Source organism: Pectobacterium zantedeschiae (assembly GCF_004137795.1).
Lineage (GTDB): Bacteria > Pseudomonadota > Gammaproteobacteria > Enterobacterales > Enterobacteriaceae > Pectobacterium > Pectobacterium zantedeschiae.
Genome location: NZ_NWTM01000001.1, coordinates 1,032,284 through 1,048,938, shown reverse-complemented (window position 1 = coordinate 1,048,938; position 16,655 = coordinate 1,032,284). Strand labels below are relative to the sequence as shown.

The window sequence follows — 16,655 nt, the reverse complement described above, 5'->3', positions numbered from 1 at the left end:
TAGAGATGAATGCTAGTCCAGCCCAAGGCTGTCACGTAAAATTTGTAACCGATTTTGGTCGCCGTCACGAGCGGCTTGCTGAAGGGATTTAGTCGGCGCGTGAATCAGACGATTCGTTAAACGGTGTGTCAGTTCCTGAATCACCGCTTCAACATCATTGCCTTGTTGAATGGCAGCCAGCGCCTTGGCCGTCATTTCCGCACGCAACTCATCGGCCTGAGCGCGATAGTCGCGAATCGTTTCCACCGCAGACTGCGCACGCAGCCACGCCATGAAATCAGAGCTTTCCTGCTGCACGATAGATTCAGCCTGTACCGCCGCCGCTTTGCGCTGTGCGAGATTGTGCTGAATGATCGCGTGCAGATCGTCCACGCTGTAGAGATAAACGTTCGGCAATTTGCCCACTTCCGGTTCAATATCACGTGGAACCGCGATATCAACCATCAGCATAGGCTGATTCCGTCTCGCCTTCAGCGTCCGTTCCATCATCCCTTTTCCGATAATCGGCAGTGTACTTGCCGTTGAGCTAATTACGATATCGGCATGAACGAGCTGTTCGTCCAATTCTGCCAGCGTGATGACGTCTGCGCCCACTTCCGTTGCCAGCGCCTGCGCGCGCTCACGGGTGCGGTTCGCAATCACCATTTTCCGCACGTTGTGCTCGCGAAGATAGCGAGCAACCAATTCAATGGTTTCGCCAGCACCGACCAGCAGCACCGTGACATCGGCCAGAGATTCAAAAATTTGCCGTGCCAGCGTACAGGCAGCAAACGCCACCGACACCGCGCTGGCACCAATATCCGTTTCCGTACGAACACGCTTGGCAACAGTAAAAGATTTCTGGAACAGCCGCTCCAGCTCGCTGGAAAGAGAATGACCACGCTGTGATTCGGCAAATGCCTTCTTCACCTGTCCTAAAATCTGCGGCTCACCTAACACCAAAGAATCCAGGCCGCTGGCAACACGCATCAAATGACTAACTGCGGCGTTATCCTGATGCCAATACAGGCTGTCGTTAACTTCTTCCGGGCGCAATTGATGATATTCACACAGCCAGCGAATCAGTTGTTCACGCTGATTTTCCTGTTCACCAACGCTAAGATAGAGTTCCGTGCGATTGCAGGTAGACAACACAACGCCGCCCTGCACCAGCGGTTGCTGTAACAGACTGTCGAGGGCCACCCCAAGTTTATCTTGTGAGAACACAACGCGTTCACGCAGAGAAACCGGTGCGGTTTTGTGATTAATACCAAGCGCAAGCAGGGTCATTATGCTGTTTCTGAGTAATACCGGTCTTAGTATGGATTTCGTTTGAGTCGCATTCTACTTGATGCAGGAGTGCAAGAAAAGCGACAGCACGCGATACACATCGTCTGGGGTATACACTTTTTGACAAAAAACAATAAACGCCATTAACGAATAACAACCATTGACGCTGAGCGGTAAGCCCGTTAGCGTGACGTATTTCACGGACTTCCTTCATTTACAGGATACGACCGATATGCCAACCAAAACCGTCCGATGCCTGCGTTTACTGCCTTTAGCCAGCCTGTTGCTAGCCGCCTGTAGCGTTAATCAACCGACCCAAACAGGTAAAAGCCCTACCTCGCCGGAGTGGCAACAGCATCAGCAAAAAGTACAGCAACTCAGCCAGTACCAGACGCGCGGCGCTTTTGCCTATATCTCCGATAGCAAAAAAGTATCAGCCAATTTTTTCTGGCAGGACACCCCGCCACAACGTTATCGACTGCTGCTGACCAACCCGCTCGGTAGCACCGAACTAGAACTGCGAGCCCAACCCGACGGCGTGCAAATCACCGACAATCAAGGCAAACGTTACGTAGGTAAAGATGCCGAATACATGATCCAGCAACTGACTGGCATGGCGATTCCGTTAAATAATCTACGTCAATGGATCCTTGGTATACCGGGTGATGCGACCGAATTCACGTTGGATGAGCGCTACCTGTTAAAAACCATCACTTATCGCCAGGGCAACCAGAACTGGAATGTCAGCTATCAGAGCTACAACACCGAGTTGACGCCCCCGCTCCCAACCAGTCTGGAGCTGGTTCAGGGAGAACAGCGTATTAAGCTGAAGATGAATAACTGGATGGTTAAATAATCGATGCAATTGACGGTTACCGAGACATGGCCTGCTCCCGCCAAACTGAACTTGTTTCTTTATATTACCGGCCAAAGGCCGGACGGGTATCACTTGCTGCAAACGTTATTTCAGTTTCTGGATTATGGCGACACGCTGACGATTCATCCGCGCGATGACGATCAGATTAACCTGCTTACACCGGTAGACGGTGTAGATAACGAGCAAAACCTGATCGTCCGCGCCGCACGCTTGTTACAGCAGCACTGCGTACACCACAATATTTGCCCTGCACAGTTCGGCGCCGATATCAGCATCGATAAATGCCTGCCGATGGGCGGCGGGCTAGGCGGCGGATCATCCAATGCAGCCACCGTTTTGGTCGCCCTTAATCATTTGTGGAAAAGTGGGCTAAACGTCGATACGTTGGCCGAATTGGGGCTACAACTGGGTGCAGATGTTCCTGTGTTTGTCCGTGGACATGCTGCCTTTGCTGAAGGTATCGGTGAACAGTTAACACCGGCGAATCCACCAGAAAAATGGTATCTGGTGGCGCACCCTGGCGTTAGCATTGCCACACCGTTGATTTTCGGCGATCCTGAACTGACGCGTAACTCACCAGTTCGTGATTTAGAGTCTTTATTAAACCAGACGTTCGTCAATGATTGTGAAGCTATCGCAAGAAAACGTTTTCGTGAGGTTGAACAGCTACTTTCATGGCTGCTAGAATATGCTCCGGCGCGCCTGACTGGAACGGGGGCTTGTGTGTTTGCTGAGTTTGACACCGAGTTCGCAGCCCGTCAGGTGCTTGACCAGGCCCCGGAATGGTTAAACGGTTTCGTAGCACGAGGCGTTAACGTCTCACCGCTACAACGTAGACTTTCTGGGCAACTTTAGGTTTTGATACACACCGGCTGCCGTGCGGCCAGTCTGTAGCAAACTTAATTCATACACCCGTATGCATATTGTGCCTGTTGCTCTTCCCTGTCTGGCAGGTGCAATATTTCTCTGGACGCAAGCCTGAGGTTCTTCTCGTGCCTGATATGAAGCTTTTTGCTGGTAACGCCATCCCGGAACTAGCACAACGTATTGCCAACCGTTTGTACACTAGCCTTGGCGACGCCGCTGTCGGTCGTTTTAGCGATGGCGAAGTCAGCGTGCAAATCAATGAAAATGTACGCGGTGGTGATATTTTCATCATCCAGTCCACCTGTGCACCCACCAATGACAACCTGATGGAACTGGTTGTCATGGTCGATGCTCTGCGTCGCGCTTCCGCGGGACGTATTACCGCCGTTATCCCCTACTTCGGCTATGCCCGTCAGGATCGTCGTGTGCGTTCCGCACGCGTGCCAATCACCGCGAAAGTCGTTGCTGACTTCCTATCCAGCGTGGGTGTTGACCGTGTTCTGACCGTTGATCTGCACGCTGAGCAGATTCAGGGGTTCTTCGATGTGCCGGTAGATAACGTATTTGGTAGCCCGATCCTGCTAGAAGATATGTTGCAACAGAATCTGGAAAACCCAATCGTGGTTTCTCCTGATATCGGTGGCGTTGTGCGTGCTCGCGCAATCGCTAAACTGTTGAACGATACTGACATGGCGATCATCGACAAGCGCCGTCCACGTGCCAACGTTTCTCAGGTGATGCATATCATCGGTGATGTAGCGGGTCGTGACTGCGTGTTGGTTGACGATATGATCGACACTGGCGGTACGCTGTGCAAAGCGGCAGAAGCGCTGAAAGAACGTGGGGCTAAACGTGTATTCGCTTATGCCACACACCCAATTTTCTCAGGCAATGCTTACGAGAACATCAAGAACTCTGTCATTGATGAAGTGATTGTCTGCGATACCATTCCGCTGGCGGAAAACATTCGCGCACTGCCGAATGTTCGTACATTGACGCTGTCTGGTATGTTGGCCGAAGCGATTCGTCGTATCAGCAACGAAGAATCCATTTCTGCGATGTTTGAACATTAATCGCTGCTGATCGGTTATCCGATCGCAAACGATTATGATGGAGCCACCTGTAACAAGGTGGCTTTCTTATTTATAGCGTTTTTATCGCTATAAAAAACGAAAAAACCGCCATAGCGAGGCTACAGCGGCTCTGTTGTTCAATTTTCATTAATGATTATGGGTGATGCTGGCGGCGGCAACGCTTATCAAAGTGTTTAACCCACCAATAACGGTCTGCGACTTCTTCACGCCCGCTAATACGTGCCCCTACCAACCAAAATATTGCACCAGAGAAGATCCCAACCAGATCAATGTAAGTCATATATTCAGGAACATTCAGCTTAGGAAACTGACTGGCGATGGAGAAACCAATACCACCAATCATCAGAATCATACCGAGCCCCATCAACACATTACCTAATGCTGCCACGTTTTTGCGTTTCATCTGCCACCTCCAGATTAATTCAGTGGATGAATCGGAGTGCCATTACCGTTTACTTTTTATTATTGATGTAATTATAGACAATAACGCTGCCACATGATTGCGGGAGGGATCACAGATAAAAGGAATGATTAATGTTTTTTTACGTTTAAACAAACAAATAGACAAAAATATGAATAATCACATTACTAAACAAATAACAGTACATGCACATTCCAATACCGAGATTTGGCTATCTAGCACTCGGTGTGTAAACTAGCGCTTTCGTTATCACACTACCCTACGTAAGTTTAAGCACGTAATCTGGAATATACCGTGAGCAGCATTAAATTAATTGTCGGTCTGGCTAATCCTGGCGCGGAATATGCCGCAACTCGTCATAATGCAGGCGCCTGGTTTGTCGATCGTCTGGCTGAGTCTTACCGCCAGCCGCTGAAAGAAGAAAGCAAATTTTTCGGTTACACAGCCCGTCTAAATCTGGCTGGGCAAGATGTACGCCTGCTGGTTCCCACTACATTCATGAATCTGAGTGGAAAAGCTGTCGCGGCAATGGCCACCTTCTACCGCATTCAGCCTGATGAAATTCTGATCGCACATGATGAACTGGATTTATTACCAGGGATTGCCAAACTTAAGCTAGGTGGTGGGCACGGCGGTCACAACGGATTGAAAGACATCATCAGTAAATTGGGTAATAACCCGAATTTCCATCGTTTACGCATTGGAATTGGCCACCCAGGTGATAAAAACAAAGTGACCGGTTTTGTGCTAGGTAAACCGCCGATGAGTGAGCAGACGTTAATCGACGGAGCCATTGATGAAGCTGTGCGCTGCACAGAAATTCTGATGAAAGAAGACATGATAAAAGCGATGAACCGCTTACACGCCTTCAAAGCGGCATAATCTGGTCAGAATGCGGATGGTAGATCGAGATAAATCGCCATTCCGTGTATAATCGGCCGAAATATTTCCATTCTGACAGGCAAAATAAAGTAATTGCCTGATTAATAAGTTATTTAAGGTGATATAAACATGGGATTCAAATGCGGTATCGTTGGGCTGCCTAACGTCGGTAAATCCACTCTGTTCAATGCGTTGACCAAAGCCGGCATCGAAGCGGCCAACTTCCCGTTTTGTACCATCGAGCCGAACACTGGCGTCGTGCCAATGCCCGATCCACGTCTGGACAAGCTGGCTGAAATCGTTAAGCCGCAGCGTATCCTTCCTACCACTATGGAATTTGTTGATATCGCGGGGTTGGTAAAAGGCGCGTCCAAAGGTGAAGGTTTGGGTAACCAGTTTCTGACCAACATCCGTGAAACGGAAGCCATTGGCCACGTTGTACGCTGCTTCGAAAACGACAACATCATCCACGTCAATAATAAAGTTGATCCGGCCGATGACATCGAAGTAATCAACACTGAACTGGCTCTGTCTGACCTCGACACCTGCGAACGCGCCATTCATCGTGTGCAGAAGAGAGCCAAAGGCGGCGATAAAGATGCTAAAGCTGAACTGGCGGCACTGGAGAAATGCTTACCGCAGTTGGAAAACGCTGGCATGCTGCGTTCTCTGGATTTAAGCGACGATGATAAAGCAGCGATCCGTTACCTGAGCTTCTTGACGCTTAAACCAACGATGTACATCGCCAACGTCAACGAAGACGGTTTTGAGAATAACCCATACCTCGATAAAGTGCGTGAAATCGCCGCCGCTGAAGGTTCTGTCGTCGTAGCCGTCTGTGCCGCCGTAGAATCAGACATTGCAGAGCTGGATGATGCCGATCGTGAAGAATTTATGGCTGAATTAGGTCTGGAAGAACCTGGTTTGAACCGCGTTATCCGTGCAGGTTATGAACTGCTGAACCTGCAAACCTACTTCACCGCTGGTGTGAAAGAAGTTCGCGCATGGACAATCCCTGTCGGCGCCACTGCCCCACAGGCAGCGGGTAAAATTCATACCGACTTCGAAAAAGGATTCATCCGCGCACAGACTATCGCTTATGAAGACTTCATCACCTACAAAGGTGAACAAGGCGCGAAAGAAGCTGGGAAAATGCGTTCAGAAGGCAAAGAGTACATCGTAAAAGATGGCGACGTGATGAACTTCTTGTTCAACGTCTAATTTGATTTTGTTGTCTCATGGGATCTCACTGCATAGCATGAAGGCTAACAAACCCATAAAATCCACGCAGTTGCGTGGATTTTTCGTTTCATGGTGTCTCATTCCATCTCATAAATGTCCCGTAACGAATCAACGCCGCTTCTCCGCGTTGCGTCTCCCCAGTGCAAAGCACATCATGGGCAGAGGGAGCGTGACAATAAGCAGCATCCATAACAACGTATACACGGCATCCACGCCGTCATTTTGTAGATTGGTGTACAGCTTGACGGGAATTCCTTGAGGGAAGTAGGCAAAGATCATCACAATGCCAAACTCACCGACAGCGCGAACCCATGCCAGGGTTACGGCGGAGGCCAAGCCGGGAAAGGCGATGGGCAGGGTTAGATAGCGAAAGCGGTTCCACGCTGATGCGCCAAGAGTTTGACCGGCCTCGAGGATATCTTTCGGCACCGTGGCAAATGCGGAGCGTGCCACCACAATGAAATAAGGTAGTGAGCCGTATATTTGCGCCAACACAAAAGCCGCCGGGTTGTTGACCAGCGTAATTCCAATTTTTGATACCCACGACCCGAACAACCCGTATGGCCCCAGTGCAGAAACCAGCAGGATCCCCATCGCCAGTGGTGGCGTTAGCAGTGGGATCATGACTAGCAGCTCACCTATCAATCGATATTTTCCGGTGGCCTGCGATAGCCACCAGGAAACGGGCAAGCCGATAGCAACCGTAATGCAGAGCGCTAGCCCGCCTAGCCCCATCGACACGGCAATGGCGTTATCGTCTCGCCATGCCAACTGTAAATGGTGCCACGGAGTTACGCTAATCAGGGTAATAAACGGAATGCTCAGCAGGAGAATAGCAGGCAGGGAAAGCCAGCCAGCTATTCTGCCTGGACGACTTAACGAGCGTATAGGTTGTCCCCTTTAGGCTCCGCGTAGCCGTATTGTTTAAATAGAGCCTGACCTTGAGCGCTCTGCATAAATTTGACGAATTTCTCCCCCTGCTCAATGCCGTTAGGCGCATTTTTCAGCACTGCTGCGTAGAACACCATTGGTTGAGTATGCAGAACCAGATCTTTGCCCTGGCTGTCTTTGATGGTGAAGCTTACGGTGTCATACCACTGCTTCGCCATGGCCGGGTTGCTCAGGTTAATTTCATCCGGCAGCGCCACGTATGGCTGGTGTGCGGAGCGAATTTCGCTTTCATAACCAGCGGCGGCATCAACCTGCCCGCTTTCAAGACGCGATATCAGACCACCTTCCTGGTGGGTCTGCTGTGGGTTTTGTAGGCTGCCGAGAATCTTCATCGCGATGCCAGGCTGCTGATAATATTTTTCTGCCAACATCAGGGTAAAGACGATGTTCTGGCCTTTTGGATCGACGTACGGGTCGGTACGCCCGAAACTGATATCTTTCTTCGCCAGCAGGTTTAGCCATGAACCATCGTTTTTCTTGCTGGCTTCGGCAAACTGCTCGCCATATTTGCCTTTCGGGTTGTAGGCAAGCACCATGCTGGTACTGGCAACGGGAACCGCTTCGTCAATCAGCCCAGCATCTTTCAGGATCTGCATTGGACCTGGGTTGATAGAAACAAATACATCGGCCTCAATTTTGTGGCTGGCTAACAGACGAGCCATGCCGTAAGCACCCTGTCCTTGGCCTTGATATTCGCCGCTCTCAGCCTTACTAAAGGCTGGACCGAGACCTTGATCCATCACTTTACCCATTGAGCCAGCATAAGTGACGCGGATATCTTGTGCGAATACTGTTGGTGTACAAACCATCAGTGCCAAAATCCCGTACTTCATTTTTCCTGAAACCATCGACCTGCCTCATTATGTATTTTTTTACATAACGATTTTTCATCAAAACGAGAGGATGAACAACTCTGGCGAGACGGCCGTTGAGCTTAAGTTGAAAAAATACTCACAGCGAGGTAGTCATGTCATCCTTGTCTGGGCAATCGGTGGTGTTGTTTCTGTCTTACTGACTAAGAAGCTTAAGCTCTTATTATTAGTCTCTTTGACCAGGAGCACCCATACAGTCCTCGCATGCTTATTCATCATCCCAAGATTCTGAAGCATGCCGAAATCATTTCAGGCAATCGGGAGGAATATTCATATGCGGCAACACCGATTTCAGAATATCGCCAAAAATAGGCGCAGCCACAGAACCACCAAAGTGGGCTCCAGCCGTAGGGTTGTTTACCAACACCACTAACGCGAGTGTTGGGTGAGCCACAGGAACAACACCGGCCATGTAGTTAACATACCCACCGTCATATTTCCCCTTCTCCCCGAGTTTTTCCGCCGTTCCTGTTTTTGTTGCCATGCAGTAACCTGGAATGGCAGCCTTGACCCCAGTCCCCCCCGGAAGTACATCACTTTCCATCATGTGAACGACGGTCCTGACGGTATCAGGATCTGCCACCTGAACCCCGGTTACCGGCGGAGTCACTTTGGTGATTGATAGATTTCGATAAAAACCAAAAGCTCCGAGCGTTGCGTATTCTCGCGCTATTTGCAGGGGAGTCACGCGCAGTCCATATCCAAACGAAAACGTTGCTCGTTCAATATCGCTCCAGCGCTGTCGGTGAAGCGGAAAGTAGCCCACGCTTTCTCCGGTCAGACCAAGATTTGTCGATTTACCGAGACCAAAGTCATGATACAGATTAACCAGTACTGACGCTGGCATGGCCAGAGCGATGTGGGAAACCCCTATATCACTCGACTTTTGTAGGATCCCGGTGATCGTCAGGCGGGGCCAGACGCCTACGTCACGGATTAAATGCCCGTTAATCTGGTAAGGTGAAGTATTCAGCAGCGTGTTGGGTTGAATGATGTGATGTTCCAGACCCGCCAATACCACAAGGGGTTTGACCGTTGAGCCCGGCTCAAAGCTGTCATTAATGGCAACATTTCGCATTTCTGCAGGCGTAGCCGTGGCAAAATTATTGGGATTAAACGATGGATAGGATGCCATAGCCAGTATTTCGCCGGTCTCGATTTTAACCAATACCGCTGTGCCAGACTCTGCCTTGTTCAGTAATACGCCCCTTTTCAGGGCAGTATACACGGCGTATTGTTCAAAACTGTCGATACTGAGCTGCACTTGTGGAGCGAGCGGTGGCTCATCATCATTACTGACAGAAATCTGGTGCCCCAGAGAATCCTGACGGTAGGTTTTCTTCCCTGATACACCTTGCAAGATAGCATTGTAACTATGCTCAATTCCTTCGACACCATCATTTTCAGCCCCCACAATACCGATCAAGGGTGCGGCGGCTTCGCTCGCTGGGTAAAAACGTTTTTCATCATCTTCTTCACTGATGCCAGAAAGATGAAGATTGTTTATGCCTGATGATGTCTCCAGGTCAACATTCTTCTTAATAAAGAGAAAATGCCGTTTGGGATGCTCCAGAATGTCATGATAGATCTCGTCAGGTGTCGTATTTAGCACGGAGGCGAGGTATTGCCATTTGGGGTTTTTAATATCTGGCGATGATTCAATAACCCTGACAGGGTCGGCAATAATATCCTTGGAAGGCACACTCACCGCTAAGGGATTTCCATTCCGATCGGTGATTGTCCCCCGGCTGGCCGTGACAACGGTGGTGCGCAGGGAGCGTAAATCGGCTTCGTGCTCGAGCATTTTGCGTTTTACTATTTGTAAATCGGCTGTCCTTACAAGCAAAGTCACTAAGAAAACCGCGATGCCAGCACATACTAATTGGTATCGGTAAGGGTTAAAGTATGTACGAGCATTTTTATTCACATTCTTTTTGTTAACAACAGCCATTAATACAGTCCGATTAAATCCTGATTAATACTATCCACAGCGTGGATTTAGCCATGCATGTACCTAGCATGGCTCTTTTTGCTATAACAATACGAGGGTTGGAGAGGTTTTCACGGTGAAACCCAGTCAACATTGTTCCCGGATAACTGCGATTCGCCATCCTGAACATCCACCGCCACCTGCTTTTGCCAACCCGATACATAACGACTCTGTAATCCCGTTTTCGCCGTAATATGTACCGATTCCAGATGGATATTCTTTAACGGTGCCTCCGGTAATCCACTGATAATCCCAGCATGGGTTGCACCGCTTGCCTCAATATGTTGAAGGGTAACATCGTGAATGTTGGGAGTTGTGGTGGTCAGCGTCTGGTATTTTATCGGGCTAACGCTGTCAGACGAGTACCCCCCATTGCCACCATAACTGTCGGTAATCACCAGTGGTGTTTTAACCTGCTGCATCGTGACATTACGGATAATCACCGGGCCGATATTTGCGCCACGATCGCGCCCGGACTTAATGCGCACACCGTTTTCGGTACCCGTAAAATACAGGTCCTGTAGGGTGACCTTGCCAATACCATTAATGGTTTCACTGCCAATTGAGATGCCGTGTCCATTTTCCGACAGAATATGGTCAATAGTGATATCACGGCTTTCTGCATCATCAGCCCGTTTTGCCAGACCCGACTTAACCGAAATGTTGTCATCACCGGTGGAGATATTCAGATGGTGGAGGTGGACCTGACGAGAGGAAATAATATCGATGCCATCGGTATTGGGTGAATCGGACGGATTGGTGATGGTGCTGTTAGTAACTTCTATATGGTGACTGTCGCGGATGACCAGATTCCACATGGGGGAATTTTCTATCCCGATACCGGAAATTTTCCCCTGTGACACATTGGCAAATTCAATCAGCCATGGGCGCGGCATACCATTGCCCGTCGGAATGCCCGGATAATGTTGAGTAAACCAATCGGTATCCCCGTGCTTAAGGTGATTACGTGCCTCGGTGGCAAGCGGCCACCAACGCTGCTGCCCCTGACCATCAATGACACCGGGCCCTGCAATCGCAATGTTTTTTACATCTTTCGCCAGAATAAATGCTTCGCCTTCATGCGCTGGCGCCGAAATGAACCCCGGTTTAAACGCATCGCCCTGATAACTGGCTGTCAACCGGCTTCCCGCCGCCAGATACAATTCCACATTATCTTTTAATAACAATGGCCCACTTTGCCATACCCCGGCAGAAAGTTCGACGCGGCCACCGCCAGCTTGTGAACATTGGTCAATCGCATGCTGAATAGCCGATGTTGCGAGGGCGTTCCCTTCGCTAACAACCGGAGGGCGGCATACCTGCACGGATGCCTGAGCATCCAATGATAAGAAAGCAAGACTGATACATACAGGCAAGAAAGATAACGTCGTTCTCATTGTTTCCACGTTTTCGGGTCAGTGAATTTTCAGGCAACACCATAGAACGTTGATGATTTTCAAAACGTTATTATTCGCAAATAAATATTTTCATTAATGCGACGCTCATAGGAAACGTAGATGAGTATGGTTAGCTTGCCGATCCGACGTTACGACACTGACGGCCAAGGCATCCATAATCCCCACGGCAGTCAGCCATCCACCTTAAAGGCCGCTGGCTGGAGGAGTCGGGGTTTATGACCGGGATGCCGATCACCATCACCGTTGATCGGGGCAGGATTATTGTTGAAACGCAGATTAATTTATAGCGATTGCCCAACATATAAAATAAAAAGCCGGAGGATCGTTAAGATTATTTCCATTTTTTACTTAACTCGCATTGAAAATATCATGCAGATCTTTACTGGCATTTAGCGCAACAGATACTCCGTTTGTATTTTGATAATTAAGAACTAGATCACCTTTATTATCATCTTCTATTGCTCGAACTCCGTCGAGCACACATAGCATACCGAACACTGCATCGTCAGCCACATATTTAATTATTTTATTAATCAAAAACTTATTCTCTTCTGTCTGCTGATTATAAAATACAGACAATTCAATAAGTTCTTTAGCAGGCTTTCTGCCAGGTGGTGATTCAAGGATGGAGATCGTATCTTCCACTGCAGCATCTCTAACCTCGGTATTTAATACATTAATAAATTTTTGCGCATCCATTTTTATCACCTTAATTTAAGGAAAGCTTCAGGGAAGGTTTTTTTATTCAATCTGATTAAGTCTTTAATAGACGATGGTGGTGCATTGGTATAGTTACGAAGATCTCTTATATCTTTTGCAAGCAAATCTCTTGCTGTACCTGTAAACGGCCCTTTGATAGTGGGTATCTGCCTGTGTTCGGTTCTGGGAACAGCCATTGATGGTGCTGTTTTCGGATCATATCCAGTAATAATCTGACCTGCTGGATGTTTTTGAGTGACATGATGAATATCAAGCTTGTCCCCCACTTTTGACCGTCGTTGCAAATCATCAAAAGTACCAACTTCATATTTTTCAGTTGGGCTGCACTTACTCAACCCCAGCGGATCGATCCATCCCAACGGATTCGGCGCATATTGATAAAGATTCAGTCCCCCTGCCAGCCCTATCGGATCCTGACTGACAAATCGGCCTGCATCCGGGTCATAGTATCGGAACCGATTGTAGTGCAAGCCCGTTTCTGCGTCAAAGTACTGCCCCTGATAGCGCAGCGGCTGGTGTACTGGCTCGGAATGCGACATTTCCGCCTGCTCCACCCGCACCGTGTTGCCCCACGCCCGATATTCTGCACGCCAGATCAGGTTTCCATCCTGACCCGTCATCTCACGTGGCAGGCCGGAAACGTCGTTGTGATACCAGTACACCTGTGCTTCGTGCTCCGTCTCACCCTGTTGCAGGCTTACCTGCGCCAGCGGCACAAAGCCTTCATCTCCGTAGATCCACAGATGATGACGTGAACCACGAACCTCGCTTAGCAGGCGGTTCCCGTCCCAGATAAAGTGTGTTACGCCGAAGGTATCACGCTTCCAGCTGCGGCGACCAAAGGCATCGTAGCCATACGTTGTTCGCTGTGGCGTGCCGTTGCGCGTACTGACTGTTGCCGTCAGTTGATGCTCCACGCTCCAACTGAACTGCTGCACCGTATGTCGACCAATTCGCTTCTCAGCGACATTGCCAAAACTGTCATACGCCCAGCGCTTGTCCTCAAACACCTGCAACCGGTTGTTCTGCAACGGTTGCGCCTGAGCGCTGTTCAGCAGATTGTGCGCCGGATCGAAGGCAAATCGCTCGTCGCCCGCCAGTGTCAAACGCCCCAACACGTCGTATTCATAGCGGTGATCGCCGGTGTACTTGTCCACCATCTGCATCAGTTGCCCGTCACGCCGCCAGGCGTAATCACGCGCCACCGCCGTCTTCCCGCCTCCCCCGGCACGCTGGCTCACCAGACGCCCCATCTCATCGTGCACGTAGTCGCTGGCGATGGTACCCTGCGTACGGCGCACTTCCCGGTGCAGCACGTCACGCTCACTTTCGCTGATGACCCGACTGCCGAGATTGACCTGAAGACGATGCCCGCTACCGTAATAGAAGTGTTTCAGTTCGTGGCCGTCCGGCAACTGAGTGTGCGTGCGGTTTCCCAGTTCGTCGTACTGATGACGGAGTTCATAACTGACGCCGCGTATAAGGGTGCGCTCCGTCTTAAGCTGTCCGGCATCGTCCCACTCCAGCTCTACCCGGCCACCGTGGTTAACGCCAGTTGTAAGACGACCGAGCGCATCGTAACCATAGCGGGTCCGTTGCCAGCGGGTATCACCACCGCGTGCCGTCAGCTTCTCCAGCAGTCGTCCGGCGGCATCGCGCTGGTAGCGAGTGAGGATACACGGCCCGAAGCCGTCACCATCCTCCATGCGTACCTGTAAATAGCCGCCGTCATCGAATTCATAGCGTGTCGTGTTGCCGTCAAAGCCACGTTCGCACACCAGGTTATCCCGCGCGTCATAGCTGAAGGTATGGCGGGCACCGTTTTCATTGATGAGCGCCGTCAAGCGGCGTGCGGGGTCGTACTCGTAACCGACCTGGTGCCCCAGTGCATCCGTTCGGGTTAGCGGCAGGCCATCGGCCGCCAGCGTCCAGCGCGTAACCTGCCCCTGTGCATCATGCCAGGCCGTCAGCCTCTGCCAGCGGTCAAACTCAGCCCGCTCGGTACTGCCGTCGGCGTGTACGATGCGCAGAGGCTGGCCATCACGACCGTGATATAGGGTGGTTTGGTGACCAGCGGCATCGGTTTGCTGTTTCAGCCAGCCGTATTTATCGTACTCAAACGTGGTGGTGCGCCCGGAGCAGTCAGTATGACTGACAAGAAAATCAGCGCTATTCCAGCACAGTTGCTGCACGCCCGCCGCTGCGTCGCGGATGCGCACCAGATTGCCCCGATCATCGTGGTTATATTCGGTGATGCGACCTATCTCATCCGTCACGCGGATAAGGTTACCCGCAATGTCATAGTGATATTCACGCGTGCCACCTAGCATGTCAGTGACGCGTACCGGCAGATTCCAGCGCTCATGATAGTCGAAATGCGTGGTCTGCCCGTCTGGCTCACTCACCGCCGTGCAATTACCCCGCTCGTCGTAGCGATAACGCGTCACGCGCCCAGCCTGATCGGTCAGTTGCGTCATCTGCCCGCGCACGTTGCGCCGGATGCAGATATTCCCCCCCATCGCGTCCCGGTAACCTGTCAGTTCCTGATGTTCATCTACGTCGTAACGCGTCACGCGCCCCAGCACATCCGTGACGGTGGTACAGTTGTGGCCATATTCGAAGCGCCATTCACCACCGAGGCTGTCGCGATGCGCCAGTACCTTACCGTCGGGGGTATGTCTGTCGTAATGGTAAAAGCACTCCATTTCACCTGCGCGGCGGTGCGCCACCATCATGTGATTGCGATAGCGGAACTCACGCAGCACGTCACCCAGTTCATTACGTACTGCGATGAGATCCCCCTGCGGTGAGTAGTCATAGCCGCAGAGTTTTTCTATGTTGAGCGGCTCAGACGGATGGCTCACACTGACGCCGGTTATACGCTCAACCTCGCTGCCATCGGCCAGACTGAGCAGGGTAACGTGGATGTGGAAGCGGCGACCGGCACTGTCTTCAATCTGAACAGGTAGATGCTGCGCGTTGTAATGCAGCGTCAAGCGGTTGTTATGGCGATCGGCGATCGCCGAGAGCAGCCAGCGCCCCGCGCCAGCCTGATGGGCAAAGTGCCAGTGCTGGCCGCCGTCAGCGCTGGAAATGCAGAATTCACCCGGTTGAGGCTGGGACAGCGAGAGCTGTTCATAGCGATGCAACTGCGGCTCATGGCCGAGTTGCGGATAAGGAAAAGCGATCTCGCGTCCTTGCTCATCAATCAGTACCAACTGCTGATGGTGTTGACGCATCTCCTGGGAAAATGGCAGCGACCACCCCTGCCCCAGCCAGCCATTACCGATCTCGTCGGAGAAGTAGTAGCGCTGCCAGTTAAGCGGTACGGATGCTGGGAAGGAGAAGTCGTTGTCTTCCGCCTCAAACAGTACTTTGATGCCCAGCAGCGGATTGACCGGGCTACCAATCGCCATATCCACCTGCGGCAACGGACTTTGCGGGATCTTGCACGGCTCGGTATTTTTCTGCGTGTGGCCTTTGTTACTGCCGCCTTTCTCACTGCCTGCCTTCTTGGCCTTAATAGTCTCACCGGCTTCCTTTTTTACCACCTTGGATTCCGCTTTGACGGCCGTGGCTTCGGCTTTCATCGCAGCCTTTTCCGCCAGCACTGCACCCTCTTTTACTGCTTTTTTACCTGCTTTCACTGCGTCTACCGCTTTACCCGCTTTCGCAGCCAGCTTGCCCGCTTTGAAAGCCGCACCTCCACCCGGAACAAAGTTAGCGGCAGCGGACGCTGCCGATAACGCCGCATTACCGTAATCACCTTCAGCGGTGTAAATGGCCGCGTTGGCACCATCAGCAACGGCGCCGATAATCGGCACTGCACCTAATACATCCAGACCGGTATGCACCCAGTCACCGTAGCGACTCCACCAAGATTTCTGTTTCGGCGGGTTGGCACTGCCCGCCGTCACATGGCCCTGTGGTGCAGGTGCATACTGTAATTTACCAATCGTATTTCCTGTTGCCATTGGCACTCCATGCGAAAAAGTCGCTTATTAATCAGGTTGAAAATTTATATCGTAGATTTTGAAGAGCAGAACGAAGGT

At 50.8% G+C, this 16,655-nt stretch carries 14 protein-coding genes; 6 read left to right on the top strand and 8 right to left on the bottom strand.

The genetic code is table 11. The annotated features are described in order from the left end of the window. Window positions 1-12: 12 nt before the first annotated feature. Window positions 13-1,269, bottom strand: a complete 1,257-nt coding sequence (gene hemA, locus CLR69_RS04700; RefSeq protein WP_129708118.1) for a glutamyl-tRNA reductase — start codon at window positions 1,267-1,269, stop codon at window positions 13-15. A 232-nt stretch (window positions 1,270-1,501) separates the two neighbouring features. Between hemA and lolB the strand changes: the two genes are divergently transcribed. The 3 genes from lolB (at window position 1,502) to prs (ending at window position 4,086) form a co-directional block, all read left to right on the top strand. Then, entirely contained in the window at window positions 1,502-2,125 is a 624-nt protein-coding gene (gene lolB / locus CLR69_RS04695; protein WP_129708120.1) for a lipoprotein insertase outer membrane protein LolB, read from the top strand. A gap of 3 nt (window positions 2,126-2,128) precedes the next feature. Beyond that, complete coding sequence (ispE, locus tag CLR69_RS04690; protein WP_129711208.1) at window positions 2,129-3,001, top strand: 4-(cytidine 5'-diphospho)-2-C-methyl-D-erythritol kinase; 873 nt, start codon at window positions 2,129-2,131, stop codon at window positions 2,999-3,001. 137 nt (window positions 3,002-3,138) lie between these two features. Further along, entirely contained in the window at window positions 3,139-4,086 is a 948-nt protein-coding gene (gene prs / locus CLR69_RS04685) for a ribose-phosphate diphosphokinase (protein ID WP_005968468.1), read from the top strand. 154 nt (window positions 4,087-4,240) lie between these two features. On the opposite strand, the gene ychH is transcribed toward prs, so the two are convergent. Continuing rightward, a complete protein-coding gene (gene ychH / locus CLR69_RS04680; RefSeq protein ID WP_129708126.1) occupies window positions 4,241-4,510 on the bottom strand; it encodes a stress-induced protein YchH in 270 nt (89 codons plus the stop codon). Between the two features lie 312 nt (window positions 4,511-4,822). Between ychH and pth the strand changes: the two genes are divergently transcribed. Next, window positions 4,823-5,410: an aminoacyl-tRNA hydrolase gene (pth, locus tag CLR69_RS04675; protein ID WP_129708129.1), complete on the top strand. Its 588-nt coding sequence runs from the start codon at window positions 4,823-4,825 to the stop codon at window positions 5,408-5,410. 129 nt (window positions 5,411-5,539) lie between these two features. Further along, window positions 5,540-6,631 (top strand): redox-regulated ATPase YchF, encoded by a 1,092-nt coding sequence (ychF, locus tag CLR69_RS04670; RefSeq protein WP_129708132.1) that lies wholly within the window; start codon window positions 5,540-5,542, stop codon window positions 6,629-6,631. A 129-nt stretch (window positions 6,632-6,760) separates the two neighbouring features. Here the strand turns inward: ychF and CLR69_RS04665 are convergent, their stop codons facing one another. The 4 genes from CLR69_RS04665 to CLR69_RS04650 all read right to left on the bottom strand — a co-directional run bounded on the left by CLR69_RS04665 (window position 6,761) and on the right by CLR69_RS04650 (window position 11,862). After that, on the bottom strand, window positions 6,761-7,513 hold the full coding sequence (locus CLR69_RS04665; RefSeq protein ID WP_129708134.1) for a molybdate ABC transporter permease subunit: 753 nt from the start codon (window positions 7,511-7,513) through the stop codon (window positions 6,761-6,763). Between the two features lie 14 nt (window positions 7,514-7,527). Then, complete coding sequence (locus CLR69_RS04660; RefSeq protein ID WP_129708137.1) at window positions 7,528-8,436, bottom strand: extracellular solute-binding protein; 909 nt, start codon at window positions 8,434-8,436, stop codon at window positions 7,528-7,530. A gap of 283 nt (window positions 8,437-8,719) precedes the next feature. Beyond that, complete coding sequence (locus CLR69_RS04655) at window positions 8,720-10,426, bottom strand: penicillin-binding transpeptidase domain-containing protein (protein WP_129711207.1); 1,707 nt, start codon at window positions 10,424-10,426, stop codon at window positions 8,720-8,722. Window positions 10,427-10,536: 110 nt separating this feature from the next. Then, on the bottom strand, window positions 10,537-11,862 hold the full coding sequence (locus CLR69_RS04650) for a glycoside hydrolase family 28 protein (RefSeq protein WP_129711206.1): 1,326 nt from the start codon (window positions 11,860-11,862) through the stop codon (window positions 10,537-10,539). 197 nt (window positions 11,863-12,059) lie between these two features. On the opposite strand from CLR69_RS04650, the gene CLR69_RS23350 reads away from it, so the two are divergent. After that, window positions 12,060-12,170, top strand: a complete 111-nt coding sequence (locus CLR69_RS23350; RefSeq protein WP_129711520.1) for a SymE family type I addiction module toxin — start codon at window positions 12,060-12,062, stop codon at window positions 12,168-12,170. Between the two features lie 61 nt (window positions 12,171-12,231). Here CLR69_RS23350 and CLR69_RS04640 read toward each other — a convergent pair whose 3' ends face one another. Then, the gene (locus tag CLR69_RS04640) at window positions 12,232-12,582 is read right to left on the bottom strand and encodes a hypothetical protein (RefSeq protein WP_129711205.1); all 351 of its coding nucleotides are present in this window, start codon (window positions 12,580-12,582) and stop codon (window positions 12,232-12,234) included. Window positions 12,583-12,587: 5 nt separating this feature from the next. Beyond that, a complete protein-coding gene (locus tag CLR69_RS04635; protein WP_242451553.1) occupies window positions 12,588-16,577 on the bottom strand; it encodes an RHS repeat-associated core domain-containing protein in 3,990 nt (1,329 codons plus the stop codon). Window positions 16,578-16,655 lie beyond the last annotated feature (78 nt).

What these genes read in the sequence shown, in the direction of transcription:
- hemA (WP_129708118.1), bottom strand. Translation starts at nt 1,269, where the DNA reads ATGACCCTGCTTGCGCTTGGTATTAATCACAAAACCGCACCGGTTTCT.
- lolB (WP_129708120.1), top strand. Translation starts at nt 1,502, where the DNA reads ATGCCAACCAAAACCGTCCGATGCCTGCGTTTACTGCCTTTAGCCAGC.
- ispE (WP_129711208.1), top strand. Translation starts at nt 2,129, where the DNA reads ATGCAATTGACGGTTACCGAGACATGGCCTGCTCCCGCCAAACTGAAC.
- ychH (WP_129708126.1), bottom strand. Translation starts at nt 4,510, where the DNA reads ATGAAACGCAAAAACGTGGCAGCATTAGGTAATGTGTTGATGGGGCTC.
- ychF (WP_129708132.1), top strand. Translation starts at nt 5,540, where the DNA reads ATGGGATTCAAATGCGGTATCGTTGGGCTGCCTAACGTCGGTAAATCC.
- CLR69_RS04660 (WP_129708137.1), bottom strand. Translation starts at nt 8,436, where the DNA reads ATGAAGTACGGGATTTTGGCACTGATGGTTTGTACACCAACAGTATTC.
- CLR69_RS04655 (WP_129711207.1), bottom strand. Translation starts at nt 10,426, where the DNA reads ATGGCTGTTGTTAACAAAAAGAATGTGAATAAAAATGCTCGTACATAC.
- CLR69_RS04650 (WP_129711206.1), bottom strand. Translation starts at nt 11,862, where the DNA reads ATGAGAACGACGTTATCTTTCTTGCCTGTATGTATCAGTCTTGCTTTC.
- CLR69_RS04640 (WP_129711205.1), bottom strand. Translation starts at nt 12,582, where the DNA reads ATGGATGCGCAAAAATTTATTAATGTATTAAATACCGAGGTTAGAGAT.
- CLR69_RS04635 (WP_242451553.1), bottom strand. Translation starts at nt 16,577, where the DNA reads ATGGCAACAGGAAATACGATTGGTAAATTACAGTATGCACCTGCACCA.